The sequence below is a fragment of the Streptomyces hamibioticus genome (assembly GCF_047946815.1).
GTDB lineage: Bacteria > Actinomycetota > Actinomycetes > Streptomycetales > Streptomycetaceae > Streptomyces.
Genome location: NZ_JBKKQY010000001.1, coordinates 7,373,761 through 7,397,759, shown reverse-complemented (window position 1 = coordinate 7,397,759; position 23,999 = coordinate 7,373,761). Strand labels below are relative to the sequence as shown.

Annotated in this window: 31 protein-coding genes and 5 pseudogenes; 14 read left to right on the top strand and 22 right to left on the bottom strand. The window is 69.9% G+C overall.

What is annotated here, in order from left to right; all coding sequences use genetic code 11:
- Positions 1-131: 131 nt before the first annotated feature.
- The 3 genes and pseudogenes from ACLGIH_RS34015 to ACLGIH_RS34005 all read right to left on the bottom strand — a co-directional run bounded on the left by ACLGIH_RS34015 (position 132) and on the right by ACLGIH_RS34005 (position 1,380).
- Positions 132-334 (bottom strand): annotated as a pseudogene (locus ACLGIH_RS34015) (cold-shock protein).
- A 211-nt stretch (positions 335-545) separates the two neighbouring features.
- Positions 546-770: pseudogene (locus ACLGIH_RS34010) on the bottom strand (hypothetical protein); the annotation flags it as partial.
- A gap of 304 nt (positions 771-1,074) precedes the next feature.
- A complete protein-coding gene (locus ACLGIH_RS34005) occupies positions 1,075-1,380 on the bottom strand; it encodes a hypothetical protein (RefSeq protein ID WP_416529097.1) in 306 nt (101 codons plus the stop codon).
- Positions 1,381-1,504: 124 nt separating this feature from the next.
- Here ACLGIH_RS34005 and ACLGIH_RS34000 point away from each other — a divergent pair, with 124 nt between their 5' ends.
- Positions 1,505-2,026 carry a hypothetical protein gene (locus ACLGIH_RS34000; RefSeq protein ID WP_416529096.1) on the top strand — a complete coding sequence of 174 codons (522 nt, stop codon included), beginning with the start codon at positions 1,505-1,507 and terminating at the stop codon, positions 2,024-2,026.
- A gap of 86 nt (positions 2,027-2,112) precedes the next feature.
- Here ACLGIH_RS34000 and ACLGIH_RS33995 read toward each other — a convergent pair whose 3' ends face one another.
- From ACLGIH_RS33995 to ACLGIH_RS33980, 4 genes and pseudogenes are all read right to left on the bottom strand, one after another.
- Positions 2,113-2,865 (bottom strand): Rieske (2Fe-2S) protein, encoded by a 753-nt coding sequence (locus ACLGIH_RS33995; RefSeq protein WP_416529095.1) that lies wholly within the window; start codon positions 2,863-2,865, stop codon positions 2,113-2,115.
- A 284-nt stretch (positions 2,866-3,149) separates the two neighbouring features.
- Positions 3,150-3,740, bottom strand: a complete 591-nt coding sequence (locus tag ACLGIH_RS33990) for a hemerythrin domain-containing protein (protein WP_416529094.1) — start codon at positions 3,738-3,740, stop codon at positions 3,150-3,152.
- A 10-nt stretch (positions 3,741-3,750) separates the two neighbouring features.
- Positions 3,751-4,950, bottom strand: a complete 1,200-nt coding sequence (locus tag ACLGIH_RS33985; RefSeq protein ID WP_416529093.1) for a hypothetical protein — start codon at positions 4,948-4,950, stop codon at positions 3,751-3,753.
- 210 nt (positions 4,951-5,160) lie between these two features.
- Positions 5,161-5,700, bottom strand: a pseudogene (locus ACLGIH_RS33980) (cbb3-type cytochrome c oxidase subunit I); the annotation flags it as partial.
- 517 nt (positions 5,701-6,217) lie between these two features.
- Between ACLGIH_RS33980 and ACLGIH_RS33975 the strand changes: the two are divergent.
- Genes ACLGIH_RS33975 through ACLGIH_RS33965 form a run of 3 tightly spaced genes read left to right on the top strand, consistent with a single transcriptional unit; the run spans position 6,218 to position 6,922 of the window.
- Positions 6,218-6,445 carry a transposase gene (locus ACLGIH_RS33975; RefSeq protein ID WP_416529092.1) on the top strand — a complete coding sequence of 76 codons (228 nt, stop codon included), beginning with the start codon at positions 6,218-6,220 and terminating at the stop codon, positions 6,443-6,445.
- Positions 6,372-6,659 carry a transposase gene (locus ACLGIH_RS33970; RefSeq protein ID WP_416529091.1) on the top strand — a complete coding sequence of 96 codons (288 nt, stop codon included), beginning with the start codon at positions 6,372-6,374 and terminating at the stop codon, positions 6,657-6,659. Before ACLGIH_RS33975 ends, ACLGIH_RS33970 begins: the two co-directional genes overlap by 74 nt.
- Entirely contained in the window at positions 6,629-6,922 is a 294-nt protein-coding gene (locus tag ACLGIH_RS33965; protein ID WP_416529090.1) for a transposase, read from the top strand. The genes ACLGIH_RS33970 and ACLGIH_RS33965 overlap by 31 nt, the downstream gene beginning before the upstream one ends.
- Here the strand turns inward: ACLGIH_RS33965 and ACLGIH_RS33960 are convergent.
- Positions 6,837-7,337, bottom strand: a complete 501-nt coding sequence (locus tag ACLGIH_RS33960) for a hypothetical protein (protein ID WP_416529089.1) — start codon at positions 7,335-7,337, stop codon at positions 6,837-6,839. The genes ACLGIH_RS33965 and ACLGIH_RS33960 overlap by 86 nt on opposite strands.
- A gap of 167 nt (positions 7,338-7,504) precedes the next feature.
- Between ACLGIH_RS33960 and ACLGIH_RS33955 the strand changes: the two are divergent.
- Positions 7,505-7,600, top strand: a pseudogene (locus ACLGIH_RS33955) (DUF6183 family protein); the annotation flags it as partial.
- A 65-nt stretch (positions 7,601-7,665) separates the two neighbouring features.
- Here ACLGIH_RS33955 and ACLGIH_RS33950 read toward each other — a convergent pair.
- Positions 7,666-8,733 carry a GH25 family lysozyme gene (locus ACLGIH_RS33950; protein WP_416529088.1) on the bottom strand — a complete coding sequence of 356 codons (1,068 nt, stop codon included), beginning with the start codon at positions 8,731-8,733 and terminating at the stop codon, positions 7,666-7,668.
- A gap of 219 nt (positions 8,734-8,952) precedes the next feature.
- Between ACLGIH_RS33950 and ACLGIH_RS33945 the strand changes: the two genes are divergently transcribed.
- Positions 8,953-10,098 carry a helix-turn-helix domain-containing protein gene (locus tag ACLGIH_RS33945; RefSeq protein ID WP_416529087.1) on the top strand — a complete coding sequence of 382 codons (1,146 nt, stop codon included), beginning with the start codon at positions 8,953-8,955 and terminating at the stop codon, positions 10,096-10,098.
- 56 nt (positions 10,099-10,154) lie between these two features.
- On the opposite strand, the gene ACLGIH_RS33940 is transcribed toward ACLGIH_RS33945, so the two are convergent.
- The 5 genes and pseudogenes from ACLGIH_RS33940 to ACLGIH_RS33920 form a co-directional block, all read right to left on the bottom strand.
- The gene (locus ACLGIH_RS33940) at positions 10,155-10,610 is read right to left on the bottom strand and encodes a peptidoglycan-binding domain-containing protein (RefSeq protein ID WP_416529086.1); all 456 of its coding nucleotides are present in this window, start codon (positions 10,608-10,610) and stop codon (positions 10,155-10,157) included.
- Between the two features lie 57 nt (positions 10,611-10,667).
- Positions 10,668-11,123 carry a peptidoglycan-binding domain-containing protein gene (locus ACLGIH_RS33935; protein WP_416529085.1) on the bottom strand — a complete coding sequence of 152 codons (456 nt, stop codon included), beginning with the start codon at positions 11,121-11,123 and terminating at the stop codon, positions 10,668-10,670.
- A gap of 48 nt (positions 11,124-11,171) precedes the next feature.
- On the bottom strand, positions 11,172-11,627 hold the full coding sequence (locus ACLGIH_RS33930; protein WP_416529084.1) for a peptidoglycan-binding domain-containing protein: 456 nt from the start codon (positions 11,625-11,627) through the stop codon (positions 11,172-11,174).
- A 222-nt stretch (positions 11,628-11,849) separates the two neighbouring features.
- Positions 11,850-12,263, bottom strand: a pseudogene (locus ACLGIH_RS33925) (FG-GAP repeat domain-containing protein); the annotation flags it as partial.
- Positions 12,227-12,736 carry a hypothetical protein gene (locus ACLGIH_RS33920; RefSeq protein ID WP_416529082.1) on the bottom strand — a complete coding sequence of 170 codons (510 nt, stop codon included), beginning with the start codon at positions 12,734-12,736 and terminating at the stop codon, positions 12,227-12,229. The gene ACLGIH_RS33920 and the pseudogene ACLGIH_RS33925, both read right to left, overlap by 37 nt.
- Positions 12,737-12,990: 254 nt before the next feature.
- On the opposite strand from ACLGIH_RS33920, the gene ACLGIH_RS33915 reads away from it, so the two are divergent.
- Positions 12,991-13,656 (top strand): hypothetical protein, encoded by a 666-nt coding sequence (locus tag ACLGIH_RS33915; RefSeq protein ID WP_416529081.1) that lies wholly within the window; start codon positions 12,991-12,993, stop codon positions 13,654-13,656.
- Here the strand turns inward: ACLGIH_RS33915 and ACLGIH_RS35070 are convergent.
- Positions 13,636-14,719 (bottom strand): IS630 family transposase gene (locus ACLGIH_RS35070; RefSeq protein ID WP_473246765.1). Its coding sequence is split into 2 segments (ribosomal slippage): positions 13,636-14,244 and positions 14,246-14,719, totalling 1,083 coding nucleotides; the frame shifts between segments, so codons are not numbered across the junction. The two genes, ACLGIH_RS33915 and ACLGIH_RS35070, sit on opposite strands and share 21 nt — an antisense overlap.
- 97 nt (positions 14,720-14,816) lie before the next feature.
- On the opposite strand from ACLGIH_RS35070, the gene ACLGIH_RS33900 reads away from it, so the two are divergent.
- A complete protein-coding gene (locus ACLGIH_RS33900) occupies positions 14,817-15,383 on the top strand; it encodes a hypothetical protein (RefSeq protein WP_416529080.1) in 567 nt (188 codons plus the stop codon).
- A 292-nt stretch (positions 15,384-15,675) separates the two neighbouring features.
- On the opposite strand, the gene ACLGIH_RS33895 is transcribed toward ACLGIH_RS33900, so the two are convergent.
- From ACLGIH_RS33895 to ACLGIH_RS33865, 7 genes are all read right to left on the bottom strand, one after another.
- Positions 15,676-15,933, bottom strand: coding sequence for a hypothetical protein (locus ACLGIH_RS33895; RefSeq protein ID WP_416529079.1), 258 nt, complete (start codon positions 15,931-15,933; stop codon positions 15,676-15,678).
- Between the two features lie 66 nt (positions 15,934-15,999).
- The gene (locus ACLGIH_RS33890) at positions 16,000-16,323 is read right to left on the bottom strand and encodes a cytochrome c biogenesis ResB family protein (protein WP_416529078.1); all 324 of its coding nucleotides are present in this window, start codon (positions 16,321-16,323) and stop codon (positions 16,000-16,002) included.
- A gap of 92 nt (positions 16,324-16,415) precedes the next feature.
- Positions 16,416-17,084: a TlpA disulfide reductase family protein gene (locus tag ACLGIH_RS33885; protein WP_416529077.1), complete on the bottom strand. Its 669-nt coding sequence runs from the start codon at positions 17,082-17,084 to the stop codon at positions 16,416-16,418.
- A complete protein-coding gene (locus tag ACLGIH_RS33880; protein WP_416529076.1) occupies positions 16,997-17,551 on the bottom strand; it encodes a class I SAM-dependent methyltransferase in 555 nt (184 codons plus the stop codon). The genes ACLGIH_RS33885 and ACLGIH_RS33880 overlap by 88 nt, the downstream gene beginning before the upstream one ends.
- A complete protein-coding gene (locus ACLGIH_RS33875; protein ID WP_416529075.1) occupies positions 17,511-17,777 on the bottom strand; it encodes a class I SAM-dependent methyltransferase in 267 nt (88 codons plus the stop codon). Before ACLGIH_RS33875 ends, ACLGIH_RS33880 begins: the two co-directional genes overlap by 41 nt.
- 53 nt (positions 17,778-17,830) lie before the next feature.
- Positions 17,831-18,706 carry a F510_1955 family glycosylhydrolase gene (locus ACLGIH_RS33870; RefSeq protein ID WP_416529074.1) on the bottom strand — a complete coding sequence of 292 codons (876 nt, stop codon included), beginning with the start codon at positions 18,704-18,706 and terminating at the stop codon, positions 17,831-17,833.
- A 1,109-nt stretch (positions 18,707-19,815) separates the two neighbouring features.
- Entirely contained in the window at positions 19,816-20,685 is an 870-nt protein-coding gene (locus ACLGIH_RS33865; protein ID WP_416529073.1) for a cytochrome c biogenesis CcdA family protein, read from the bottom strand.
- Positions 20,686-20,769: 84 nt separating this feature from the next.
- Here ACLGIH_RS33865 and ACLGIH_RS33860 point away from each other — a divergent pair, with 84 nt between their 5' ends.
- The 6 genes from ACLGIH_RS33860 (at position 20,770) to ACLGIH_RS33835 (ending at position 23,965) form a co-directional block, all read left to right on the top strand.
- A complete protein-coding gene (locus ACLGIH_RS33860; protein ID WP_416529072.1) occupies positions 20,770-21,780 on the top strand; it encodes a cytochrome c biogenesis CcdA family protein in 1,011 nt (336 codons plus the stop codon).
- Positions 21,770-22,471, top strand: a complete 702-nt coding sequence (locus ACLGIH_RS33855) for a peroxiredoxin family protein (RefSeq protein ID WP_416529071.1) — start codon at positions 21,770-21,772, stop codon at positions 22,469-22,471. The genes ACLGIH_RS33860 and ACLGIH_RS33855 overlap by 11 nt, the downstream gene beginning before the upstream one ends.
- Positions 22,468-22,764 (top strand): glutaredoxin family protein, encoded by a 297-nt coding sequence (locus ACLGIH_RS33850; RefSeq protein WP_416529070.1) that lies wholly within the window; start codon positions 22,468-22,470, stop codon positions 22,762-22,764. The genes ACLGIH_RS33855 and ACLGIH_RS33850 overlap by 4 nt, the downstream gene beginning before the upstream one ends.
- An 18-nt stretch (positions 22,765-22,782) precedes the next feature.
- Positions 22,783-23,031: a hypothetical protein gene (locus ACLGIH_RS33845; protein WP_416529069.1), complete on the top strand. Its 249-nt coding sequence runs from the start codon at positions 22,783-22,785 to the stop codon at positions 23,029-23,031.
- Complete coding sequence (locus ACLGIH_RS33840) at positions 23,028-23,336, top strand: hypothetical protein (protein WP_416529068.1); 309 nt, start codon at positions 23,028-23,030, stop codon at positions 23,334-23,336. Before ACLGIH_RS33845 ends, ACLGIH_RS33840 begins: the two co-directional genes overlap by 4 nt.
- 206 nt (positions 23,337-23,542) lie before the next feature.
- Positions 23,543-23,965: a TlpA family protein disulfide reductase gene (locus tag ACLGIH_RS33835; RefSeq protein ID WP_416529067.1), complete on the top strand. Its 423-nt coding sequence runs from the start codon at positions 23,543-23,545 to the stop codon at positions 23,963-23,965.
- Positions 23,966-23,999: the final 34 nt, after the last annotated feature.

Genomic DNA, 23,999 nt, shown 5'->3' with positions numbered 1-23,999 from the left:
ACAGCGCGGGGTCATGATCTCTGGGACGGAAGCAGGCTCGGTCCGGCCTTGGGGGATCTGACGAGGTACCTCTCGCCGGGCCCGCAAATCTCGTGCCGTGACGCCAGACCGGGGGCTTTCGGCGGTGTTCATCAGGCCGGGGTGACGTTCTCGGCCTGCGGCCCCTTGTTGCCCTGGGTCACGTCGAAGCGGACCTTTTGGCCTCGCTCAGCTCCCGATAACCGCCGCCCGCGATGGCCGAGTAGTGGACGAACACGTCCGGGCCACCGCCGTCCTGCTCGATGAAACCGAACCCTTTTTCCGCGTTGAACCACTTCACCGTGCCGGTGGCCATGCCCCTGTCTCCTTCGTCTGGACAACGGGCGGCAGCCGTGTGCTGCCGCAGCGTCCCCTCGATCATCGTCGTTGGCGCGGGCGCAGGACCGCAACACGGCGGGTGTGCCGAGCAGCACCCGGGCACCGTGGGGTGAGCGACTACAGCCACGTCCGAACTCGTGGCCGTCGACGTTGCTGGCCTCCGTGAGGCCGCCGGTGTACAGCACCAGCCGGTCTCCGGGCTCCAGCTGTCGCGGCACAGGGTGAAGCGAAGGCCCAGGCCGGTGCCCAGGGGGTGGCAGGGGCAGTGCAGGTCGGTGATCTAGCGTCCGCGGCGGATGAGGACCCGCGGCAGGTACCCGCAATTGACCCTGGTGAGCATGCCGGTGGCCATGTCCAAGGTCAGCGAGGACGGCCGCGGCGTAGGAGGGTTCGGCGAACTGCTGGCCGATCATCGTCTCGATCGCCTCGCAGCCTCAGCTAGCGTGACGCCCTGGCGGCGCTTGGCGCGACAGGTGGCCCTGGCGAGGCTGGCGGTGAGGCCGGCGGCCGTGTCATGGCCCATCGTGTCGAAGACGGCCAGGTGGGCGAGCCCGCGGCCGGACCCCCTAATCGCGCCTTGAGCGAACATTCGTTGGCGCAGTACCAGCAGCGTCCGCACCCGATGAACGAGCAGACGACGACTCGGTCGCCGACCTTGTGCTTGCGCACGGCGGACCGGGTCCCACGACCTCGCCGACGAACTCGTGGCCGATTACGTCACCGGCGCGCATCGCCGGGATGTAGCCGCCGATGAGGTGCAGGTCGGAGCCGCAGGTGGTGCTGCGGCAGTTCCGTGCCGCGATCGCCCGGTGCCGGCCGGATCTGCACGTCGATCCGCTCCGCCAACTCGTCCAGCGGCGGCGGCAGCTTCCCCTCAGACCCCACGTCCGTGGGCGGCCGGTTGACCGTCACGGTGAGCCAGCGGTCACCCGCGCGCTCATCGGTACGGCGCGCCGGCCGGGACCGCCGCACGGCCACCCCACCGGCGGCCACGACCGAAACCGCCCACCACAGCTTCTTCATCGAACGCCCTCCGCTCTGGTGTCCGGCGGCCACCGTCCGACGCCGGGCTTCCGCAGCCCCCGAACGAAACGGTCACGGCCGCGAGGCGCAGGTGGACCGCGTGGCCCTGGGTACTCGCCGCGGCATGACGAAGCGCGCGCTGTGGCAGGGACTGGTGGCTGGCACAGCCGGGGTGCTGGTGATGACGCTGGGCGAGAAGGCGGAGCAGCGGCTGACCGGCCGCCGTGGCTCCCACGTGCCTGCCCGCACCTTGGAACGCCTGGCCGGCATGCGGGAGTATCCCGGCCGCCAGCCCGTGCCGGTGAACCTTGCCATGCACATCGGCCAGGGCGCCCTCCTCGGGATTCTGCGGTCGGTGATGGCGCACGCCGGGCTGCGCGGGCCCTGGTCGTCTGGGAAGTTCGCCGTCGTCCGGGTCACCAGCGACCAGATCCTGGAGAACGCCACCGGCGCCGGCGCCCCGCCCCAGACCTGGCCACGCCGCGAACTCGTCGTCGACCTGCTGCACAAGGCGGTGTACGCCTTCGCCACCGGCGCCGTGGCCGATGCACTGGCCGCCCGGTCGGGCCCGGGGCCCGGGCAACAGCACGCCGCCATGCGCCCCGGCCGCCACGCCGACGTGGCCCCCCTGCCCCGGGGACGGTGACCGGCCCGGATCATCACCCTGCGCAGGGGCTCGCTCACGGGCAAGTGACCACTCACTGGTCATCCGGCTTCGGGCCCCGTCCCTGTCTACACCGCGTCCGCTTGGCGCTCGGCCGGGCTCTCCGTCCTGTCCTCACGGCGCAGCCTGATCTCCAGGTGTCCGTCGAGGACGCGGGTGTCGAAGGCCGGCTGGGGTGCGGTGGCGGGGCCGCGGACGTTCCAGCCGTCCGAGAGCCGGAAGGCACTGCCGTGCCAGGGGCAGCGGACACATCCGTCGGCGACCGCCTCCTCGGGCAGCGGGCCCGCCAGGTGGCTGCACCGCTCGGTGAGTGCGTGGAAGGTCCCGCCGGTTTTCGCATACCACCAGGACCGGTACGTCATCCACGGCGCGCCGCACGGGCCGGCCGGCGGGGAACTCGCCACGGTGCCGATTCGGTGCCAGCTTTCGCGGACGACGTGCGGCACCTCCTCGGCGTGGTTGGCGCCGGAAGCCTGACGGTAGGCAAGGTGTCTGCCCAGCATGCCTCCGAGACCGATCGCCGTCAGTCCGAGGAAGCCGTACGCGCGGTCTGCGCCGGACCGTCCGGTGAGGCGGCACAGGAGCGAGGCGCCGTACAGTCCCACGACCGCCGTGTTGGCCACGGCGTGCAGCAGACCCATCCGGGTCTGCTGCCGGTGGAGTTGGGACCAGTCGACAGCGCCCGCCACCGCGGCGGGGCCCGCCGCGGCCAGTCCGACGCCCACGAGGAGGTCGGCCTCCCGGGTACGGCCGGGCCACAGGTCGAGTACGGCGGCGGACATCCAGCAGCCGATCGGCACCTGCACCGTCAAGGGATGCACGGGGTGGCCAAGCCACCTGCCGTGCAGGCCATCCCGTGCGCGGCCCAACGGGAGGGTCCGCACGTCCTGGTCAGCTTGTCGGTCACCGCGTCCGCCCTGGGATCACGCTCCAGGGCGTTGAGCAGCCACAGCATCCGGTCCTGGCCCACACGGCGGCGACCTGGGCTTTTGCTCATGGGCGATGGGTCCCCTGGTGGGCAGGGCGCATACAGCCGTTTCAGGACCCTGACTTTCCGTGCCTGACCGGCCGGTCGAGCAGCCCGGCCAGTCAGGACGTCGCGGAGTCAGCCCTTGCCCATGGCTTTGCGGACGGTGTCCTTGGTGCGGTCCATGAGGGCGGCGACGGGGCCCAGGGCCATGTTCTTCGCCCCCGTCTCGACGCCCGGGCGGGGGCGGGTGGGTGCCATGGCCTCGGCGGCCTTGACGGCCTTGGCCATCGCGGCGAGGTCGGTGACGTCGGTGCTGCGGCGGATGTGGGTGAACTCGTAGCGTTCCTCGGCCCGGGCGTGTGCCTGCACGTCCTTGCGCAGCTTCAGCAGTCGGGGCATGAACTTCGGGTCGTCGGTGTCCAGTTCGTCGAGCGCGGACAAGGTCTCCTTGGCCGCCTTCTCCTCGGCGAGACGGTCCTTCACCACCTGCTCGCCGCCGGGGAAGCCCTTGCGGGCGAAGGGGTGGACGACCTCTTCCTCGGCGGTCTCGTGGACGGCCAGCAGGCGCACCAGGCGGCGGAAGGCGTCCCGGCGTTCCTCACCCGTGGCGGCCTCGACCTCGTCGAAGAGGTTGCGGATGTCGCCGTGCTGGCGCATCAGCAGGGAGACGACGTCGTCGTCCTTGGCCATGTCGTCCCCGGCGTGCGGGGTCTTCAGCTCGGACATCCCGGCCTCCCTACTTCTCGCGCTGCGCGGGGTCGGGGTGCTCGCCCTCGGTCTGGACACGGTACTCACGGCCGAACATGTCCTGGTGCTCGTGGATCACCCGATCGCTGGGGGGTGCCTCGCCGCCGTGGATCTGCTCCTGCATCTGCTCGAATCGCTCGTGCGCCTCACGCACGTAGCCGGCGCCCAGTGTCGTGAGGTCCATCTGGGTGTCGAGCAGCTCGCGCAGATAGCCCTTGTTCGGCTCGAAGGTCAGCACGTTGGGCAGCTCGGGCGCGAGCACGGAGGCGGGGTCGCGGCCGTCGTGCCGGCGCATGAGGTCACAGGCGGCGTGCAGGTGCTCCAGCTCCATGTTCAGGTGCAGCTCCCAGATGGCCTTGACCTTGGGGTCGCTCTCCTGCTCCATGAAGGAGTAGTAGAGGTAGCACTCGTTGTACTCGTGGTTGACCAGCTGCTCCCACCACGTCTCACCCGGGTCCACGAGGGACTCGTAGTGGGTGACGTGCTCCTCCTCGATGAGCCCGATCTCCTGGTAGAGCTGACGGGCGATCGGCTCCATGTAGGTGGGGCCGGTGTTCATGTAGAAGTTCATGGTCTGCTGCTCCGCCGACATGATCGTCAGTGCGTGCAGCTTCGACAGCGGGTCGGTCTGGTCCTTGGCGTAGGGGTCGCGGACGTTGTCGACCGGGTTGCGGTGGTGGAGCCTGGTGGGCCGGCCGGGCATGACCTCGGTCAGGCCGTCGACGATCGACTCCGCCTTGCGGTGCTCGATCATCTCGTACAGGTTCGCGTACCGGTACAGGTGGTCGAAGTCCTCCAGCACTCCGAACTGGTAGGCCTGCTTCAGGTACGGGTCGGGCTCCATGCGGGCCACCCACGCCGTCAGGTCCACCGCGACCTGCTCGTAGGCGATCGTCGTCTCCAGCACCGACGACACACCCGGAAGCAGCCAGTTCACGACCTTCTGCTGCTGCGCCTCGATGTACCGCACCCGCGCCAGCTGCCGCTTGACCTCGGGGTCGACCGTGTTGCGGGCGAGCTGGTGGCTGAACAGGATCGCCTCCACCTCGATCCCGTTCATCGTGATGATCCGGCACCGGGTGTACGGGTCGCAGTGGTCCGGGTCGATCGGATCCACGTTCAGCTCACGCCAGCTCCGCAGCTGGCGGTCCAGCGGGATACCCCGCTGCTCCAGGGGGTTGAACGTCATGGGGGGTGCCTCCTGAGGACGAGGGGGGACTCGCGCGCCGCTGGGGTACCCCGTTCCAGGCGACGAGCACAGACGTGGTCCTCAGTCTGTTCACCTTGGGTACTTTCCAGCCACCGCTCGAACCCGCGCACCGCGCGGTTCCCTCGTACGGTCCAGGCCCGGTGGCGTGATCAAGGTGTACCGGGTACCCAGGTGTCCGGATCAGCGGGTGATGGTGCCGAACCCGGACAGTGCCAGCCCCATGATCCACAGGTCGCCGCCGACAAACGGCGTACGCCGGTCGCTACTCAGAGGGGTGTAGGCCGTCCAGCCGAAGTCGGCGGCGCCCTGCGGGGTGAGGAAGCTGCCCAGCACGATCAGCCCGCCGAACAGGAACAGCCAGTACGACAGCATGTTCAGCCGCGGGAACGCCACGTCCGGCGAGCCGATCTGCAGCGGCATGATCGCGTTGGCGAAACCCGCGAACGTCGGGGTGGCGAACAGCAGCAGCATGATCGTGCCGTGCATGGTGAACGCCTGGTTGTACTGCTCCGGGGACATCAACTGCATCCCCGGGCGGGCCAGCTCCGCCCGGATCGCCATCGCCAGGATCCCCCCGATGAGGAAGAAGCCGAACGACGTGATCAGGTACAGGTGACCGATCTTCTTATGATCCGTGGTCGTCAGCCACGAGACAATCACCTTGCCCGGGCCGCGGCGCCCCTCCGCCGCCGGGACCCGGGACGTGGGTTCTGTCGTATGAGTCGCCATCAAAATCCTTCGACGTAGCACCATCTGCAAGGCGGAAGCACCCGGCTCACCAGGACCGACAATGCGTAACCAATCGCGAGGAAGTTAGTCCACGCCTGCGAGGACAGTTTTGGCTGGGGCGCCGGACTTAGAGGGCTTTTCGAAACCGAGTGTGGGGCTGGGGGTTCCGTACGGGTGTGCTGTTCGGGTGATGGTGGCCGCGCGGGGGCATGAAGGCAGGGCCTCTCGGTAGCACAGAGGGTGTCTACGCCACTGCTCACCGGGAGGCCCTGTTGCCGCAGTTGTATCGGTCTGCTGTGAAGGAGTCCATTCCGGACACGCGGGAGTGTGACTGCTTCGCCCACACGTACGGCAACGCCGCGGACAATCCGTCCGGCGGGCACTGCTATCCGACCGACATGAGGGACACGGAGTGGGCCGCGGTCCGCGACATGATCCCGAAGCCCGCGTGGGCCGAGGGCCGGGGCGGCCGGCCGGAGAAGTACTGCCAACGGACATACTCGACGCGATCAGGTACGTGGTCGACAACGGCGTGAAGTGGCCCGCGCTGCCCGCCGATTACCCGCCGTGGAAGGCGGTGCACCGGTTCTTCACCCGCTGGCGCGAGCAGGGACTGATCGGCGAGTTCCACGACCGGCTCCGCGCCGCGACCCGCCAAGCGCAGAGCCGGGATGCGGAGCCGACGGCCGGGGCGGTCGACTCGCAGTCCGCGAAAGGCACGTCCAGCCGCGACCAGCGGCTATGACGGCGGGAAGAAAATCAAAGGGCGCAAGCGGCACATCGTGGTGGACACCCTCGGCCTGACCCTGGCGGTCATGGTCACCCCCGCCTCGACGGGCGACCGCCACGCCGCCCAGGACCTCCTCTGCCAGGCCGCACGGCGGCATCACCGGCTCGGCGCGTGTGGGCGGACAGCGGATACACCGGCATGCTGGTGGGCTGGTGCGCGACCGCCCTGAACCTGATGCTGACCGTCATCCGCCGCAGCGACAGCCAGGCAGGCTTCGTCGTGCTGCCCAAACGGTGGCTCGTCGAGCGGACGTTCGCCTGGCTCACCCGATCCCGGCGCCTCGCCCGTGACTACGAGCGGCTGCCCACGTCCTCGGAGGCGATGATCCTGTGGTCGATGACCATGGTCATGACCCGCCGTCTCGGCCGTCACCGCAGGCGAACCGGCCCGGCACCGGCTCGTGCGCCCATCCCCGCGCAACGAGCCGCTTGAGCTTGCACCGCACACCCTCAATCTTCGCCGGAACCACCTCCAGCCCCACCAAGGCAGTGATCTCACGGCAGTTCAGCGGCTGGCCGCCGGCGGCGCGGCGTTCGACCAGCAGGCCCATGACCTGCTGATACTCCGGCGCCAGCACCTCGGCCGGTACCCCCTCCCGCCAGATGGGAACCACCGACCCGGGCCGCGCCGCCGACGGCGTTCCGGCCTTGTTCCCCTCCGCCGTCTTCCCCGCCACAGCCTCCTGGCCTGCGGTCTCACCCGCGTCCCACACCTCACCGACCCGCCTGCGGGCGATCAGCCAGTCGTCCCACTCCGACTGCGCCGCCTCCAACTCGGCCTGCAAATCCTCCACCCGCTTCCGGGCCGCCCGCTCCCGCTCCTCCAGCCGCCCCAGCACCGACGCCATCACACACCTCCAGCACGCCATCTCCACGGACGCACCGGACCTACCTCACCCGCCCCGACACCATGCCTCACCAGCACAAACCCAGCCCCCACACTCGGTTTCGAGAAGCCCTCTAAGGCCAAAGATCATCCCGTGACCCTTTTTAGGCTTACCTCGGCGCTACCCCGGACTGGTTCCACAACGAGATCCACGACTACGGGATCGCCGCCCTCTCCCCCGACCGGCGCCGCATCGCGGTCCTGGCGGCCACGGACACGGACTGAAGGCGCTGCCGGGGTTCAGCCCCCGGGATGGGATGCGGCAGCCTGACGGCGGCCGGCCCCTGGCCTCAGCGGTTCGCGAGGCGGTTCAGGTCGGTCTGGGTGCCGTTGAAGACGTCCGCGTTCACCGGGGCCTTGATGGCGTCGTAGAGCGCGGACTCCGTGTACTGCCACATCAGCCAGCTCGCCGAGCCGTCCGGCAGCGGGGGCCGGGTGATCGACTGGCGGTAGTCCGCGAGCTGGAGGCCGTACCCGGCGAAGGCGGTCGTCGATCCCATGCAGTCGTCCAGGAACGACTTCTGGGTGTAGATGACCGGCTTCCGGCCGAACGCGGTCTCCACCTTGTTCAGCCATGCTGTCACGTCGGCGACCGAGCCGTAGACCGGACAGCGGCCCGTGCCGTCGTCCATGCGCTCCAGGTCCAGGACGGGCGGCAGGTCCCCGGGGCGGTGGCCGGTGTAGCCGGTCGCACGGACGGCGGCGATGAAGCGGTCCGCCTGCGCGGGCCCCGTCGGAGCCGTCGCGGCCGTGTAGAAGTGGTACGGGGCGACCGCGAGCCCCGCCTTCCGGGCCCCTTCAAGGTCCGTGGCGAGGTACGGGTCCGTGACGTTGAGGCCCCGCGTCGCCTTGACCGTCGCGAACTCGACGCCTTCGGCGCGCAGTCCGTTCCAGTCGATCGCCGCGCCTCCGGGATGCTGGTACACGGAGGTGTCGACGCCGTCGACGGCGTAGCCCGCCGGGCGGGGCGGTTCACAGTAGGTGCCCCGGGCGGACCAGTCGGCCAGGGCGGCCCAGGTGTTCGGGCCGACGATCCCGTCCTTGCCCAGACCGGCGCACGACTGGAACTGGGCGACCCGGCTCTCGGTCCCTCCGCCGAAGTCGCCGTCGACCACGAGCGGCGGGTAATGGCCGGGATCCATCGTCAGGTTGAGCCGGCACTGGGCCTCCTTGACGTCGACCCCGGTCGCACCGCGCCGCAGGGTCGGCCGGGCGTCGGAGTATCCGCACGCGGCGACCGTCGCCCCTTCCGGCGCCGGGCGCTCGGCCGCACCGGCTGTCGTCGTCGACGACGCGAACATCAGCGCGATCACCGTCCCCGTGAGGGTCAGTACCTCGCGGAGCTGCCTTCGTCCCATCCGTGCCTCCTATGGCTTCTGTTGCTTCTGTGGCTTCTTTGTCGTGAGTGGCGGGCCGGTCGCCGACGACATGCAGGCCGACCCCAACGGCGGGACTCACCCCAGCCGTTCTGGCACATTGGGACGCTGGGACGTCGTGGGCGTCCCGGACCGGGGACAACGCCGACCCCGGGCGTCACTGGGACGACGGCTCGGGGTGCCTCTCGTCAGGAGCTTGTTTTGAATCAATTCACCGAGGCGGAGCGATTCGCGTCCCGCCTGCGCGCGTTACGGCAGCGAGCCGACTACAGCTACGAGACCCTCGCCCAGAAGACCGGCACCAGCCGCTCCAGCCTGCACCGCTACTGCACGGGCTCCTCCGTACCGCAGGACTACGGCGCCGCCCACCGCATCGCCGTCGCCTGCGGAGCGACCCCCGCCGAGCTGCGCGAACTGCACCGGCTCTGGGCCCTGGCCGACGCGGAACGGGCCGAAGCCGTCGAACCGGCAGGAGCCGTTGAGCCGACCGAACCGGCGGAACCAGCCGGCGTCATCGGACCGGCCGAAGCCGCCGATCCCGTCGAACCTCCGGCCGAACCGACGGCCGAACACCCAGCCGATCCCCCGGCCGGAGAACCCGGCCCGGAGCCGGACCGGGAGACCGCCCCCACCCCGGCGCCCCGGTCCTTGCGACGGCTCGTCGTCGCCCTCGCCGTCACCGGGCTCGTCCTCGCCCTCACCGCCTGGGGCGTCTCCGTCCTCTCCTCCCCCACGGAGGGCGAAGAGCGGGACGGGCGGCTGCTGTTCTCGGACGCCTGCGGGCCCGTGGTCAGCATGGGGCAGAACGACGCGTGCGTACGGGACGTGCAGGAGCGGCTCCGCGACCACGGCGCCCGCATCGGTGTCGACGGTTCCTTCGGGCCGGAGACCCTGCGTCGGGTGACGGCGTTCCAGGTCTTCGCGGGCCTCGTACCGAACGGGGTCGTCGGGGACCCGACGAAGAAGGCCCTCCACGAGTCGAAGGTCCGTATGGACACCTGGTCGCCCGAGAAGGTGCGGCAACGGATCCGCGAGGTGTTCACGGAGGCCCCGGACGACGCCGTGGCCATCGCCGACTGCCAGTCCTTCCTGGACCCCCTGCACATCCTGCCGAACACCAACGGCAGCAGGAACTGGGGGCTGTTCCAGATCTCGGACGCGCGCCTGGGCGAACTGGGCGGCACGCCCGCCCAGGCGCTCGACCCCGAGTGGAACATACAGGCCGCCCGGAAGCTGTGGAGCCGCGAGCGTAACTTCGGCGACTGGCCCCACTGCGAGCGGGCCCTGAAGAAGACCCCGTCCGCACCGGCCGCGTCCGCGTCGGCGTCCGCGTCCGCTTCACACTGAAGCCGAGCGCGCCTGCCTCACCTCCCCCCTGAAGAGGTGAGGCAGGCGCGTACGGATCAGGCGTCGAGGCCGCCGGCGAACCGCGCGAACGCGGCCCTGGTGCCCGGCCCGGCGATGCCGTCGATCGGACCCGTGTAGCCGTAGCCCCGCAGGCTGCGCTGCAGCGCCTTGATCGTGTTGGGGCCGGGGATCCCGTCGACCGCGAGGTGGTAGTCCCAGGTCATCCGCAGGTGGCGCTGCATCGCCTTCCAGCTCTCGGTGCCAAGCAGTCCGTCGATGTCTCCGGTGTAGCTGTAGTGCAGGGCCAGCCAACGCTGGAGCTGCTTGGCCTGAACGCTGTTCAGGCCGAGGTTGTTCGTCGCGAGCGTGCTGAAGGCCCCGGCACTCACCGCCGGCTCGGCCGCCGGTACGGACGCCGCGAAGCTGGTGCCCGCACCCGCGAGGGTGCCGATCGCCAACCCGACCACGGCGGTGGCGCTGACGATCGACCTCGTCATGACGCGCGGTCGCATGCGTTCTTCCCTTCGTTCGTTCGGTCCTTCGGTGACGTGAGCGGTCTGCCTCACGGATCAGCCGAGGTAGTCGGCGAACCGCGCGAACGCGGCCCTGGTGCCCGGCCCGGCGATGCCGTCGATCGGACCCGTGTAGTCGAAGCTCTCCCTCAGGAACTGCTGTAGCGCCTTGATCGTGTCGGGGCCGGGGATCCCATCGATAGGGTCGGTGTACCTCCAGTGCGCCGCCAGGTAGCGCTGCATCGCCTTCCAGCTCTCAGTGCCAAGGAGTCCGTCGATGTCTCCGGTGTAGTCGTAGCGCGGAGCCAGCCAACGCTGGACGTTCTTGGCCTGCGTGCCCGTCAGGCCGAGGTTGTTCGTCGCGAGCGTGCCGAAGGCCGCGGCGCTCACCGCCGGCTCGGCCGCCGGTACGGACGCCGCGAAGCTGGTGCCCGCACCCGCGAGGGTGCCGATCACCAACCCGACCACGGCGGTGGCGCTGACGCTCGACCTCGTCAAAACGCTCGGTCGCATGCGTTTCCCCCTGATGTTCGTTCGGTCCTTCGGTGACGTGAGCAGGGATCAGCCGATGTAGTTGGCCCAGTTCGACCACGCGGCCCTGGTGCCCGGCCCGGCGATGCCGTCGATCGGACCCGTGTAGATGGAGTGCTGCGTCAGGAACCGCTGCAGCGCCCTGATCGTGTCGGGGCCGGCGATCCCGTCGATGGGGTCGGTGTAGCCCCAGTCCCTTGCCAGGTAGCGCTGGATCGCCTTCCAGCTCTCGGTGCCAAGCAGTCCGTCGATGTTTCCGGTGTAGCCCCAGGAGCTTTTCAGCCAGCGCTGAATACCCTTGGCCTGGTCGTAGGTCAGGCCCAGGTTGTTCGTCGCGAGCGTGCCGAAAGCCTCCGCGCTCACCGCCGGCTCGGCCGCCGGTACGGACGCCGCGAAGCTGGTGCCCGCACCCGCGAGGGTCCCGATCGCCAACCCGACGACAGCAGTGGCGCTGACGATCGACCTCTTCATAACGCTCGGTCGCATGTGCTTTCCCTTCGTCCGGTGATGTTGCCGGTGTCGAACGGGGACGACGCTGGCAGGACGTCCCGGACCCTCGCAACGAACACCGTCTCCCTGGGACGGCGAGACGGTTTCAGCCGCCTGAGCTGGGCGGATGCCCCGTCGGCTGGGACGGGGATGGGATGCCGTGAGGGCCCCCACCCGTCGGGGTGGAGGCCCTCACATCACTCGCATACGCCTACCGGGTCAGAACGCGCCGTTCAGGTCCGACCAGCGGGCGTCCTCCGGGACGCCCGCGTACAGCGCGCCCGTGCCCTTGCCCGCGTAGAGGACCAGGCAGCCCACGCCTCGGCAGCCCTCACCGACGTAGCTGCTGGTCGTGATGCCGGCGAGGTCGTTGCGGCCATCGGCGTCGAAGTCGCCGACCGCGACGATCGATTCCATGACGTTCCAGCCGCCGGAGCCGATCAGCACGCGCGCGCCGACGCCGCCGGTGCTGGTGCCCGGGTAGAACCAGAGCTTGCCCGTGGAGCCCTCGCGGGCGATCAGGTCGGGCCGGCCGTCGCCGTTCATGTCACCGGGCGCGACCAGGGCGTTCATCGCGTTCCAGCCGCCGCTGCCGATCAGCTTGCGCGCGCCGAGGGTGCCCGTCGACGTGCCCGTTCGGCCCAGTCGTACAGGTCGTCCGCCAGGCGGTTCAGGTCCTCCGAGAGTTCGCCGAGTTCCTTCACCGCGAGGGGCCTCGTCCTGACCTGGAACGTCTTCTCGTGCCCTCGGGGGATGTTCATGACCATGAGGGTGCCGTCGGGTCGCCCCATCCATATGCCGTGGACGTAGGCGTTGCGGCTCTCCAGCCGCTCGTCGATCGCGTCGAGGATGTCGTCGAGGTCGGTGAGGGCGGTCTCGGGTATCCGACCGGCGGCAGCGGCGGACTCGGCGCGGGCCCGGATCTCCTTCACGAGCCGTCCGACGGGCTGGCCGTCGAACTTCGCCCGCTCGTCACCCGTCGTCGACAGGCGTAGCCCCGTCTCGCGAACTACCGCTTCCAGCAGTCCTGCCCGGCAGACCATGCGGCCCAGGGCGGCTTCGATGGGGCTGAGGTCGGCGGGTACCTCGCCGTTGTCGGTCGTCATGGCGGCAGGGTCCCACCCGCAGACCAGCGGGTGTAACAGGATTCGCCGCGCGACGTACTAGAGAGTGCCGAGGCCCCGCGCCCCCAGCTCATCCCCCGGAGGGCGCGGGCCTCGGCCTGAGGACTTCCGGTGTCGCGTACAGGGCGCGGTTCGTAGTCAACACCGCCGGAAGCGCGCGGTCTGGCCGGGTGTCTGGGCATGGGCCCTCGGCCAGACCGCGACGTGAGAACTTGCCGGACGGCACCTTCCCGATCATGTCCCGCACGCAGCCCGAGCAGCCGAGAGCCACCCCCGTGGCCCCTCCGGCGTCCGCGCTGCGATCCGCACGTCCCGGTGTCGTCTCCCGCGACGCTGCGAACGTCGCCGACATCCTCCTGCGCCTGCCGCCCACCGAGCGCCGCAACGCCTTCAAGCACCACCTGACGGCCCGGGAGCGGGCGGTGGTGATGACGGAGGTCGAGCGGGCCACCGGATCGCTGTACGGCCTGTGGCGGGACTCGCCGTCCGGGTTCGTCGAGGACGTTCTCGGCGAGAGCCTTTGGTCGAAGCAGAGGGCGGTGCTCGACGCGATCGTCGACCACCAGCGGGTCGCCGTGCCTGCGGGCTTGGGCGTCGGCAAGACGCACCTCGCCGCCCGCGCGGCCGTGTGGTTCACCAACGTGTACCCGGTCGGGACTGCGCTGTGCATCACGACCGCGACACGGTTCCGGCAGGTGCAGCGGCAGCTCTGGCCGCACATCCGGAAGGTTGTCCCGCGCGCCGGCCTTCCCGGCTACTGCGACACCGTCCAGTACAAGATGCCCGACCCGTACGGCAACGACGTGGTCGCCGCCTACGGCTTTTCGGCGCCGGCCAATGATGAGGCGGCGATGCAGGGCATCCACATGCCGCACCTGCTGCTACTGAGCTTGTTGCCGTGATGTCGTCAAGGTGAGGCTGGTTTCGGTGAGGCATCCGTCGATGAGGTTGCTGCGGTATTGGATCTGGCGGAGGCCATGCCGGAGGGTGCGCATCAGGTGGTCTGGGTCGGTGAAGGCGGTGTTGGCCTGGCTGCTGCGTCGTAGCAGTGACCAGAGGCCTTCGACGGGGTTGAGGTTGGGTGCGTATGCCGGCAGGAAGTAGCAGGTGATCCAGTCGTGTGCATCGATGAACGCTCTCAGCCGGGCGTCCTTGTGGACGTTCAGGTTGTCCCAGACGAGCACAATGGGTGCACCGAGCTGCTGATGGGCGGCGACGAGCAGGTCGCGGTAATCGGTCCAGGTGAAACTGCGTCTGCCGCCCCGCTTGTGATCGACGTGCCGCTTGAGCCGGTAGATCAGGCGTGAGCGTTCGCCCGGCTTGTAGCAGGCCAGGGCCGCGATGGAGAAGCGGCGCTGGGAGCGTCCCCGCACCCGGATGAGGGTGTGTGTCCGCGTCGGGCCCAGCTGCGGGTGGTGGGCGGCGTCATCGAGAAGCCGGCTTCGTCTTCGAAGCACAGCCAGGCCCCGAGCGCCGCCGCGGTGTTTCCACGTGGGGCCATGTCTCCTTCACCCAGCCGGTGACCGCTTCTTCGTTGCGCTCCAGAGCGCGGCGGGCGGGGACCTGGTGGCTGAAGCCGTGCCGGCGCAGCATCTTCGCGATGGCCGAGAGCGACATGCTCTTGTGGAACCGGCGCCCGATCAGCGTCTTGATCCGCGTCAGCGTCCAGGTCTGGTCCGGCCAGCCGTGTGCGACGGGGCCCCTGGCCAGCTCCTGCTCCAGTACCGCGAACAGCTGCTCGCTCAGTTTGGGCAGCGACACCGGACCCACTGAGCGAAGACCGTCCGGGCCTGTTTTCTGCCAGGCCAGGCGCCACCGCTGAACGGAGCGCACGCTCACCCGTAAGCCTTTGGCGACCTCGGTGTTGGAGGCGCCGGCGCCGAACCGTTCGGCGGCCTCCATCCGGATCCGCTCACGAAACGCCTGCCGTTCAGGCGTCAGCCCACCACCCTGCGGATACCTCATACAAACGGCATACCGCGACGATCACACGCCGTCAGCCCCCAACGACACCACGCCAACAAGCTCAGTAATCGTCGACGAGGCGGGCGGTATCGCCCCGATGATCGGCCACGGCACCAACAACTTGCTCACCGGCGGCCACGCCGCCATGCTGGCCATCGGCAACCCGGCGATGGACGATCCGGCCTCGTGGTTCGAGGAGCTGTGCGTCGAGGGCGACGACCCGGCCGAGCCGACCACCGTCGCGATCCCGATCTCCTCCCTCGACTCCCCCGCGATCACCGGGGAGCGCGCCCCGTACTGCACGGACTGCCCGGCGGGAGTGGACCGGCACTCGCTCGCCGACCACATGCCCGACCAGGACTGGGTCGACCGTACGATCCGCTCCTACGGAGAAGACCACCCCTACGTGATCGCCAAGGTGTTCGCCCGGTTCCCGAAGGGCGGCGGCGTCGTCATCCCGCCGAGCTGGGTCGGATCCGCCATGGCGTTCGAGGACCCCGTCGGCGACGGGTGGCGTCGAATCTGCGACCTCGGCCTGGAGGGCGAGACCGCGACGCACACCGTCCGCGACGGGGCATGGGTCCGCCTCGGCGTGGACGTAGCCGCGGACGGTGGCGATGAGTTCACGGGTGTCGTCACGGTGACCGGCTCCCCGTCGACGTGAGTGACGAGCCCCCTGCCGCTGTCCCATGCGTGTACTGGGCCTTGCCAGCCGTCGGGCGCCGGACGCAGTTCAACGACCTTGCCCGCGTAGAACTGCGCGACAGGCCGCAGGACGTTCAGCCACTCTTCGAGGACCGGCGGGAACTCGATCACGCCCCTACCAACGAGCATGCGAGTACACCGTCACCTCGGTATGGACATTCTTTTCGCGCATGTGAGCCGTTGCGACAACGCCCGTCAACCGCCCCCGGCAGTCCGTAGCTAAACAAGGGCCGTGCAGGCATACCACCCGGCTACGACGGCCAGATCACCGCACCGTCACGCACCACCAACGGCTCGGGCTGGGGATCTTCGTAGAACCGGGTCCAACCCAAGGTGACCCTGCCGTCGGGACCTCGGTGTCGACCGTCGGCCTTGGTCGCGAGCCAGCTGAGGAGTTGCCCGACGCGCTCGAAGTCGTCGGGGTGGATCTCCTGCCGGCTCGTCAGGCTCCAAGCGCCGGCCACGGTGCCCTGCCTGCGTGCCAGGACCGAGGCCAGGGAACCGTCCACCTTGGACGCCTGGTCGTGCTGGCCCAGGGTGGCTCGGGATGGTTCTCGATCACAGGCTTTCCGTGGTCATCCTCCACTACGACGGGCAATTCGGTCACGATGCGGAGGACGTCCAGCAAACCAGGGGGAGGCGTAGACGTCGAACAGCCCCAGCTTCTCGAAGACCGGTGCCAGCGTGGGGTTCTCGGCGCGGAACGCGGCGGCCTCGGCCGGCTGGGCGGAGTCCTGCGGGACCAGGGAACCGGGGACTGCTGCCAGGCTCAGCAGCAGGAGCAGGATCAGCGCCGTGCGCATCGAGGTGAGCGTGCGCCACATCCACCGCAGCCACCCCAGAGGGCCGAGCCGGGCGCCGACGAGGGCTTCGGCATCGTCCCGGGGCGCGCTGGACATTGCCGAGTGCGGCGTCTCGAACGGGCTCTTCGGGACGCTGTCAGAGTGGTCGGTGTCCGTAGGAGTCCGGCTGTGCGGGGTGGGCATGCCATTCACCGGCCTTCGGCGATGACGGGGGCCAGCATGGAGAAGACCTGCTTTTCGTTGACTGCCTTCAGCGCCCGTGCAGCGATGCCTCCCTGACGGTCGATCACCACCGTGGACGGGATCGCCTGCGGCAGCAGGTGCCCCTTGAAGCGCAGCACCAGCTTCCCCCGGGGATCGTAGAAGCTGGGGTACGTGATGCCGTACTGCAGCTCGAACGCCTTCGCGGGGCCGACCGACATGTCGCGGGTGTTGATACCCAGAAACTGCACGCCCCGGCCCCGGGTCGCCTCGAAGGCGCGCACCAGATGCGGCGCCTCGGCCTTGCACGGCTCGCACCAGGAGCCCCACACGTTGAGCAACACCACGCTGCCGCGGTAGTCGGAAAGCCGCAGCGGCTCTCCGTCCAGGCTCTTGCCGGAGATGTCGGGTGCCTCGGTGCGCCGCCCGGCCGGAATCGCGGTGATCTCCCCGGCGCCCTCAGGAGACCCCGACGAGGGGCCAGGAGACCCGCCGGTACCGGAGGACCGATTCGCTCCGCCCTCCGCTGCCGACGTACACCCGGCGAGCAGCAGCGCCGCGCCGGCCGTCAGCAGTTGCCGACGGCTTCGCGGGGGCGTGCCCGCGGACCTGGGGCCTGGCCACCCCGCACTACTCCGAAGCTGCTTAGGTGACATGGGGAAGAGTGTGGCACGGGCGATGCACCGCCATGACGCCACCCCCTGGAGTGCGGAGATGAACGCCGTACTCCGGTCACACGCGTACGGGTGACCGCCGTGAGGCGCTCGACCATACCCAGGCAGTACCGCTCCCGGCGGAGCACGGTGAACCCCGTCCGCTCCACCAGGAGCAGCAACCTGCACAGGCGGTAGGCGTGGGAAAGGCGCCTCAGCACCGGTACGGCGAGCCGCTGGACGACGCGTACGGGGAACCTGGTACTGGGAATGCGGTCGATCAGCAGGTGGCCACCCGGCCGCAGCACCCGGTGCATCTCGCGCACCGCGGCGCGGTCGTCGGACATGCAGCACAGCGCCAGTGCGCACACCACCGCGTCGAAAGAGGCATCGGGGAACGGCAGCGCGTCGGCGGCCCCCTCCACAGCGTCACGGCCGCCGGGGAGGCGGCCGCGCGCGGCCGGTCCCATCCAGCATTCCCGGGGACAGGTCGATGCCGATCACCTCGGCCCGCGCCGGGTAGTGCGGCAGGTCCCGGCCGGTGCCGACGGCCACCTCCAGGACCTTGCCGGTTGTCTGCGCGCACACCCACGACCGGCCGTCACCGACCAGCAGCCGGTCGTACGGGCGCATGCAGCCGTCGTACGAGGGTGCGTCGCGATTCCAGTACCGCCGCACCCGTGCATCCCGGCTCATCTTCGCGCCCCTGGATGCCCCTCCTTGGCCGCACTGGATCCAGCCCGGGTGGTTCAGTGACCGGCCGCCCGGGTGACCGGAACGCGTTCGGTGAAGGTCTTGCCGCCGTCGGTCGTCTCGTACACGCCGTCCTGGGTGGCGGCCAGTATGCGGTCGGCACTGACCGCGGTGAGCGCCTGGGGCTGCCCGCCGGGCACGCTTCCCGCCTTCTTCCAGGTCTTGCCGCCGTCCGCGCTGAGGTGCAGGGCGCCGGTCGGATCGATGCCGTAGAGGGCGTCGGGCCCGGCCCACGAAACGTACGACATCACCGGTTCGGTGCCGGGGGCGAACGTCTCCCCGCCGTCGGTGCTCTTCGCGACGCCCTGCTGTGTGGTGGCCAGTACCAGGTCGGGGTCGTTCGGACTGACGGCGATGTCGAGGGCTGCGAGCTTTGCGCGGTCGTCCCAGGTCTTGCCGTCCTTGCTGACGCGGAGCAGGCCGTTGGTGCTGTCGTATCCGTAGATCGTGTTGTGGGCGTACTCCAGGGCGTGGAAGTCGGCCTCGCCGCCGAGGGAGAGGGTGTTCCAGGTCTTGCCGGAGTCGGTGGACTCGATCAGGCCGCGGTTGGCATGATCGCCGCTGCCCGGTGCGGGGTGGCCGCTGCCGAGGAACGTGTTGGGGCCTTTCACGGTGAAGCCCATGTAGTCGGCGGTGTCGCTGACCCGCTTCGCGGAGCCGTCCGCCTCGACGGCGATGACTCCCTCGTGGGTGGCGACGTACAGCCGCCCGTCGGCCGGGTCGATGCCGAGCCCGTGGATGTGACTGACGGCCACCCCGGACGCCGGTGATTCCTCGGAGGCGGGGGTGTCGGAGCCTGCACCGCAGGCGGTCAGCGCGGCGGCGAGCAGGGCCGCGGCCGCAGTCAGGGCAGGGCGGAAACGGGACGTCATCGGAGGGAACCTCGTACGGATGCGGAACGGATGCTGTCGCGGGCACGACGGCCCGGCTGGCTCACGAGGGAGGCTGGGCCCGCCACCACCCACAACCTACGCGCTTTCGGAGATGGACGGAGCCCGTCCCCGGCGACCACGAGCCGGGCCCACCGGTCACCGCGGCAAGCGGCCCCACCTCAGGTCGGCCGCAACTGCGGATCTCTCCACCGCTGGGTCGTTCCCATGCGGCCCCGGTCTGCCGACCTGGCCTGCTGCACGGCGCCCAGAACGGCCCGGGTGACCGGCTGACCGGCGCGGCGGCACTCCCCGGACAGACCGGGACTCCACCCGTACGGGGGATCATCACCCCATCCAACACCCAAGTCTCTTAGGAGATCGGCTAGCGTGCCGGAGCGTCAGCACTCTGCGACGCACCGTCGCAGTACAGCGCGAACGGAAGGTGGCCTATGACCACACGACTCCTCTCCCGCGCCGGCGCCCTCGCCGGGGCCGTCCTGGTCTCCTCGGCCGGATTCTCAGGCCTGGCACAGGCACACACCCCCGCGTCGCCCGCCGCGAGCGCCATGGACATGGCCTCACAGATGCGCGCCGGCGCGGCGGACATGCGCGCGATGCACATGAAGATGCCCATGGACTCGACGGCGGTCCACTCGACTGCCCCGAAGGACCGGTGCAAGGCCGCCTGCACGGTGCACGCGGCGCTTGGCCGGAGCTGCGCGTGCTGCGAGCAGGGACCAGCCCGGGCCGCCCAGCACGAGAAGTGCTGCGCCGCATCGCACGGCACATCGGCCCGGACCGCCAAGCAGGGCGGTTGCTGTGCCGGGCCGCCCGCCTCGCATCGCGTCCCGGCACGGGTTGACGGCAGCGTGGGATGTTGCGACAAGCACAGCTGATCAGGGCCCGGGGTGTGGCAGGAGCACTCTCGCTTCTACCACACCCCGAGTCTGTATGCCGGACGAGGCTCCCACGCGACGGAGCGCGAGGCGGGATCGACCCTCTCTCTTCCACTCGGCTCTGGAGCCGCCGACGGTCGAAGGGGCAGGGCGATGGGCCCCCCGTGGCCTCGGCGCGGATGGGGGGCGGCACCAAGCGCATAGCGCCTCGCTTCAGAGCGGGAGTTCGTAGCCGCTGATCCAGGTCTGCATTTGGTAGATCATCCAGCTCCACAGGCCCGAGACCTGGGCGGTGCCGACCGCCACGAGCAGGGCGCCGCCGATGCGCAGCACGGTGCGGGTGTGACGGCGGGCGAAGTCGAAGGCGCGCATGCTTTTGCCGAGGGCGAGAGTGAAGAGCAGGAACGGTATGCCGACCCCGACCGCGTAGAGGAAGGCCAGGAAGGCACCGCGTCCCGCCGAGCCGGTGGTCAGGGACAGCGAGAGCACGGCGGCGAGCGTGGGGCCGATGCAGGGGGTCCAGCCGATACCGAACATCACGCCCATGAAGGGGGCGCTGGCGAGCCCGGCGCGCGGGGTGAAGCGCGGCTTGAAGGTGCGCGACAGCAGGGGGATGCGCTCCAGGGCGCCCATGAACATCAGTCCGAGCAGAATGGTCAGCACACCGAGGACGCGGATGACCGTGCCCTGATGAGCGAGCAGCACCGTGCTCATGGACCCGAAGAGTGCGCCGTAGGCGGTGAAGACGGTGGCGAAGCCGAGGACGAACAGGGCGGTGCCCAGCAGGGCAAGACCCCGGACCCTGCCGCCCGGGGCGTTCTGCGCTTCGTGGGCGTCGGCGGCGGCCATGCCGGTGGTGTACGAGAGGTAGCCCGGGACCAGGGGCAGGCAGCACGGGGAGGCGACGGTGATCGCACCCGCGGCGAGCGCGATGGGCGCGGCCAGGAAGAGGGATCCGGAGCCGACCACCTGGCTGATATCGACGGACAAGACGCTGCCTTTCGGTGAGGTGCGGGCCCGGCCGCCCCTGGGCTCGCCGGGATGCCGCCGCCAGGGCCGGTCGGGGTAGCGGGTCGACAGCACCCTATCTCCTAGGTAGCTTAGGTCCGAAGCTGCATAGGTTTTCGCGGGCGCCTCGGCCTGTGACCTGCCGGAAAGGGCCTGCGGATGGGCGAGCTGTTGTTCGGGACGACGCTGCTGGCGTCGTTCCTCGGCGGAATGGTGGCGCTGCTGGCGCCGTGCTGCATCTCGGTGATGCTGCCGGCCTACTTCGCCACCGGCTTCCGCTCCCGCGGCCGGGTCGTGGCGGGCACTCTGGCCTTCGGCGCCGGCGTGGCCACCGTCATCGTCCCCATTGGACTGGGTGCCACCGCCCTGTCCGCCGTGTTCCAGCGGTACCACCTGTGGATCTATCTGACCGGTGGCGTGCTCATGCTGGCTGGCGGTCTGGCGGTGCTGGCCGGGTGGAAGCCGAAGCTGCCGATGCCGTCCGGGGGCACCCCGCGGCAGGGCGGTGGCTTCAAGGCCGCCTACGGGCTCGGAGCGTTCTCCGGCATCGCCAGCGCGTGCTGCGCGCCGGTGCTGGCCGGGGTCGTGGTGCTGTCCGGCGCCAGCGGTTCCTTCCTGGCGGCGCTCGGCGTCGCGCTGACCTACGTCCTGGGCATGGTCGCCCCGCTCGTGGTCATCGCCCTGGCCTGGGAACGCGGGCACCGCGGCCCGGCCAAGGTCCTTGAGGGCCGCCAGGTGCCGCTGCGGCTCGGCGCCTGGCGGCGCCGCCTCCCGCTGGGTGACCTGCTCGCCGGCAGCCTGCTGGTGGCCATGGGCGTACTGACGGCGGCGCTCGCCTTCACCGGATCGGACATGGCCCCCTCGGGCTGGCGGGCCCGGCTCGCCGCCGATCTGGACCACTTCGCCTCTCGGATCACCGACGCCCTGTCCTGGCTGCCCGGCTGGGCGGTCGCACTGGCGGCCGCCGTGGCTGTGGCGCTGCTGATTCGCCGCGCACTGCGGTCCGCCACGCCGGCCGGGGCCGAGCCCGTCGGCGCCGATGCCCCGGATCCGGCCGCACCTGCCGCCTGCTGCACCGGGCCCGGAACCGAAGAGGACTCACTCACCTCGACTTCCGCCGCCGACACCGACCGCCCCACCCCCATGGAGGCCCCCACCGATGGCCGCTGACACCCAGCACACGCCCAAGCCCGGCACCAAGGCCGCCCGGCGTGAGAACACCAAGCAACTGCGCGAGGCCCAGAAGCAGCGGGAGCAGCGCAACCGGCGCCTGCGCCGTACCGCCCTGGTCACCGCGGCCGTGGTCGCCGTCACCGGGGGCCTGTACCTGGTGTTCGACCAGTCCGAGCAGGCCGCGCAGAACGTCAGCTACGACGTCGGCAAGCCCGGCATCGGCAAGACCGCCCCCGACTTCACCCTGACCTCCAGCGCGGGCGGCCAGGAAACCCTGGCCGACCACCGGGGCGAGACCGTGCTGCTGTACTTCCACGAAGGCGGGGGCTGCCAGCCGTGCTGGGACCAGATCGTCGACCTGGACAAGGCGTGGCAGAAGTTCGAGGGCCTCGGCGTCGACAGCATGCTCTCCATCACCACCGATGCGGCCGACCTGACCAAGCGCAAGGTCAAGGACGACGGCATCAAGTCCCCGGTGCTCTCCGACCCCGACCTGAAAGTCTCCAAGGAGTACACCACCAACGAGTACGGGATGATGGGCGGTTCCACGAACGGCCACAGTTTCCTCCTGGTCGGCCCCGACGGGAAGATCCAGTGGCGCGCGGACTACGGCGGCGCCCCCGACTACACCATGTACGTCAAGGTCGACAAGCTGCTGGCCGACCTGAAGGCGGGGCGGCAGACATGACCGACCCGACCGTCCGGCACCGGATCACGCTGCTCACCCAGGCGGACTGCGCCTTCTGCGAGCACGCCAAGACCGTCCTGGCCAAGGTCGGCGCCGACCACCCCCTGGACATCACCGAGATCGACCTGACCAGCGAAGAAGGCCGGCGCCTCGGCGCCGAGGCCGGACTGCTCTTCGCCCCCGGCATCCTCCTGGACGGCGAGCCGTTCTCGTACGGCCGCGTCTCCGAGCGCCGCCTGCGCCGCACCCTCAAAGCGGCGACGACCCACACCCGCAACAACCCGAGCCCATAACGAGTCAAGGAGATCACGATGGACTTCTTCTACCTTCTGGCCGTGCTGGCCTGCCCCGTCGGCATGGGCACGATGATGTGGTTCATGATGAAGGGCACCCGCCAGCAGGGCGGCGCCCAGGCCCCGCAGGACAAGACCGCAGGCTTCGCGGGATTCGACAAGAACCCGCGCCAACAGGAGGTCGATGCCCTGCGCAAGGAGATCGCCGGCCTGCGCGCCAAAGTCGACGGCCAGCCGGAGGCACCGGCGCAGGAGCGCACGCGATGACCGACACCATCCTGCCGCCGCTGTTCGCTGCGGCGGCGATCACACTGACCTACGTCTTCTGTATCCGGCCCATGCGACAGGGCCGCGGTTGCCACATGATGCCGCAGCAGTCACAGAACGGGCAGGCGTCCTGCCACTCCACCACGGACCCCAGGAAGCCCGCGCGGAGCTCCGTCCCCGACAGCACGGACGCGGAGATCAAACGGCTGCGTGAAGAAGTCCAGCTGCTCCACCACGAGCTGGACCTCCGCGCCGCCGAACATCCCACCGACGCGGTCCGGTTCCAGAAGGATGAGTCTCGCTGAGCATCTCGGACATACGCCCGCGACGGCTCCCCACCGGCCCCCGCTCGGCGGGACCGTCGCGGCGCACAGCTGTCACCGGCCTGCTGGCCCTCGCGGCCGGCACGCTCACCGCCTGCGTCGGTGACCAGGACGAAGGCAACAGCGCCGGGGCTCTGGGGCCGGCGAAGGGCAGCTCCTCACAGTACCTCCAACCTGGCGAGCGTGCCGTGACCCCCGCATTGAAGGGGATCACCCTGGATGGCGAACAGGCGGACATCGCTCGTATGCGCGGCCAGGTGGTCGTGATCAACATCTGGGGTTCCTGGTGCGCACCCTGCCGCAAGGAAGCCCCCGAACTGGTCAAGCTGCACAAGGAGACCGAGCCGCTGGGGGTGAGATTCCTCGGCATCGACATCCGCGACAACAAATCCGCGGCGAAAGCCTTCGAACGCACCTACGACATCGCCTATCCCAGCATCTACGATCCCGACGGCCGCACCGTGACCGGCTTCAATCAACTCGCACCCCGCGCCGTCCCCACCACCTACGTCATGGACAAGAAGGGCCGCGTGGCCGCACTGTCCATCGGCCCCCTCACGTACAGGGACTTCTCCCCCATCATCAAGGACATCGCTGCGGAGAAGGCGTGACCGCCGTGGCCGCAGCTGCCAACGCGGGCGTGGA

What these genes read in the sequence shown, in the direction of transcription:
- ACLGIH_RS34005 (WP_416529097.1), bottom strand. Translation starts at nt 1,380, where the DNA reads ATGAAGAAGCTGTGGTGGGCGGTTTCGGTCGTGGCCGCCGGTGGGGTG.
- ACLGIH_RS34000 (WP_416529096.1), top strand. Translation starts at nt 1,505, where the DNA reads ATGACGAAGCGCGCGCTGTGGCAGGGACTGGTGGCTGGCACAGCCGGG.
- ACLGIH_RS33990 (WP_416529094.1), bottom strand. Translation starts at nt 3,740, where the DNA reads ATGTCCGAGCTGAAGACCCCGCACGCCGGGGACGACATGGCCAAGGAC.
- ACLGIH_RS33985 (WP_416529093.1), bottom strand. Translation starts at nt 4,950, where the DNA reads ATGACGTTCAACCCCCTGGAGCAGCGGGGTATCCCGCTGGACCGCCAG.
- ACLGIH_RS33970 (WP_416529091.1), top strand. Translation starts at nt 6,372, where the DNA reads ATGCGGAGCCGACGGCCGGGGCGGTCGACTCGCAGTCCGCGAAAGGCA.
- ACLGIH_RS33965 (WP_416529090.1), top strand. Translation starts at nt 6,629, where the DNA reads ATGCTGGTGGGCTGGTGCGCGACCGCCCTGAACCTGATGCTGACCGTC.
- ACLGIH_RS33960 (WP_416529089.1), bottom strand. Translation starts at nt 7,337, where the DNA reads ATGGCGTCGGTGCTGGGGCGGCTGGAGGAGCGGGAGCGGGCGGCCCGG.
- ACLGIH_RS33950 (WP_416529088.1), bottom strand. Translation starts at nt 8,733, where the DNA reads ATGGGACGAAGGCAGCTCCGCGAGGTACTGACCCTCACGGGGACGGTG.
- ACLGIH_RS33940 (WP_416529086.1), bottom strand. Translation starts at nt 10,610, where the DNA reads ATGCGACCGCGCGTCATGACGAGGTCGATCGTCAGCGCCACCGCCGTG.
- ACLGIH_RS33935 (WP_416529085.1), bottom strand. Translation starts at nt 11,123, where the DNA reads ATGCGACCGAGCGTTTTGACGAGGTCGAGCGTCAGCGCCACCGCCGTG.
- ACLGIH_RS33930 (WP_416529084.1), bottom strand. Translation starts at nt 11,627, where the DNA reads ATGCGACCGAGCGTTATGAAGAGGTCGATCGTCAGCGCCACTGCTGTC.
- ACLGIH_RS33920 (WP_416529082.1), bottom strand. Translation starts at nt 12,736, where the DNA reads ATGACGACCGACAACGGCGAGGTACCCGCCGACCTCAGCCCCATCGAA.
- ACLGIH_RS33915 (WP_416529081.1), top strand. Translation starts at nt 12,991, where the DNA reads ATGTCCCGCACGCAGCCCGAGCAGCCGAGAGCCACCCCCGTGGCCCCT.
- ACLGIH_RS33900 (WP_416529080.1), top strand. Translation starts at nt 14,817, where the DNA reads ATGATCGGCCACGGCACCAACAACTTGCTCACCGGCGGCCACGCCGCC.
- ACLGIH_RS33890 (WP_416529078.1), bottom strand. Translation starts at nt 16,323, where the DNA reads ATGTCCAGCGCGCCCCGGGACGATGCCGAAGCCCTCGTCGGCGCCCGG.
- ACLGIH_RS33885 (WP_416529077.1), bottom strand. Translation starts at nt 17,084, where the DNA reads ATGTCACCTAAGCAGCTTCGGAGTAGTGCGGGGTGGCCAGGCCCCAGG.
- ACLGIH_RS33880 (WP_416529076.1), bottom strand. Translation starts at nt 17,551, where the DNA reads ATGGGACCGGCCGCGCGCGGCCGCCTCCCCGGCGGCCGTGACGCTGTG.
- ACLGIH_RS33875 (WP_416529075.1), bottom strand. Translation starts at nt 17,777, where the DNA reads ATGAGCCGGGATGCACGGGTGCGGCGGTACTGGAATCGCGACGCACCC.
- ACLGIH_RS33870 (WP_416529074.1), bottom strand. Translation starts at nt 18,706, where the DNA reads ATGACGTCCCGTTTCCGCCCTGCCCTGACTGCGGCCGCGGCCCTGCTC.
- ACLGIH_RS33860 (WP_416529072.1), top strand. Translation starts at nt 20,770, where the DNA reads ATGGGCGAGCTGTTGTTCGGGACGACGCTGCTGGCGTCGTTCCTCGGC.
- ACLGIH_RS33855 (WP_416529071.1), top strand. Translation starts at nt 21,770, where the DNA reads ATGGCCGCTGACACCCAGCACACGCCCAAGCCCGGCACCAAGGCCGCC.
- ACLGIH_RS33850 (WP_416529070.1), top strand. Translation starts at nt 22,468, where the DNA reads ATGACCGACCCGACCGTCCGGCACCGGATCACGCTGCTCACCCAGGCG.
- ACLGIH_RS33845 (WP_416529069.1), top strand. Translation starts at nt 22,783, where the DNA reads ATGGACTTCTTCTACCTTCTGGCCGTGCTGGCCTGCCCCGTCGGCATG.
- ACLGIH_RS33840 (WP_416529068.1), top strand. Translation starts at nt 23,028, where the DNA reads ATGACCGACACCATCCTGCCGCCGCTGTTCGCTGCGGCGGCGATCACA.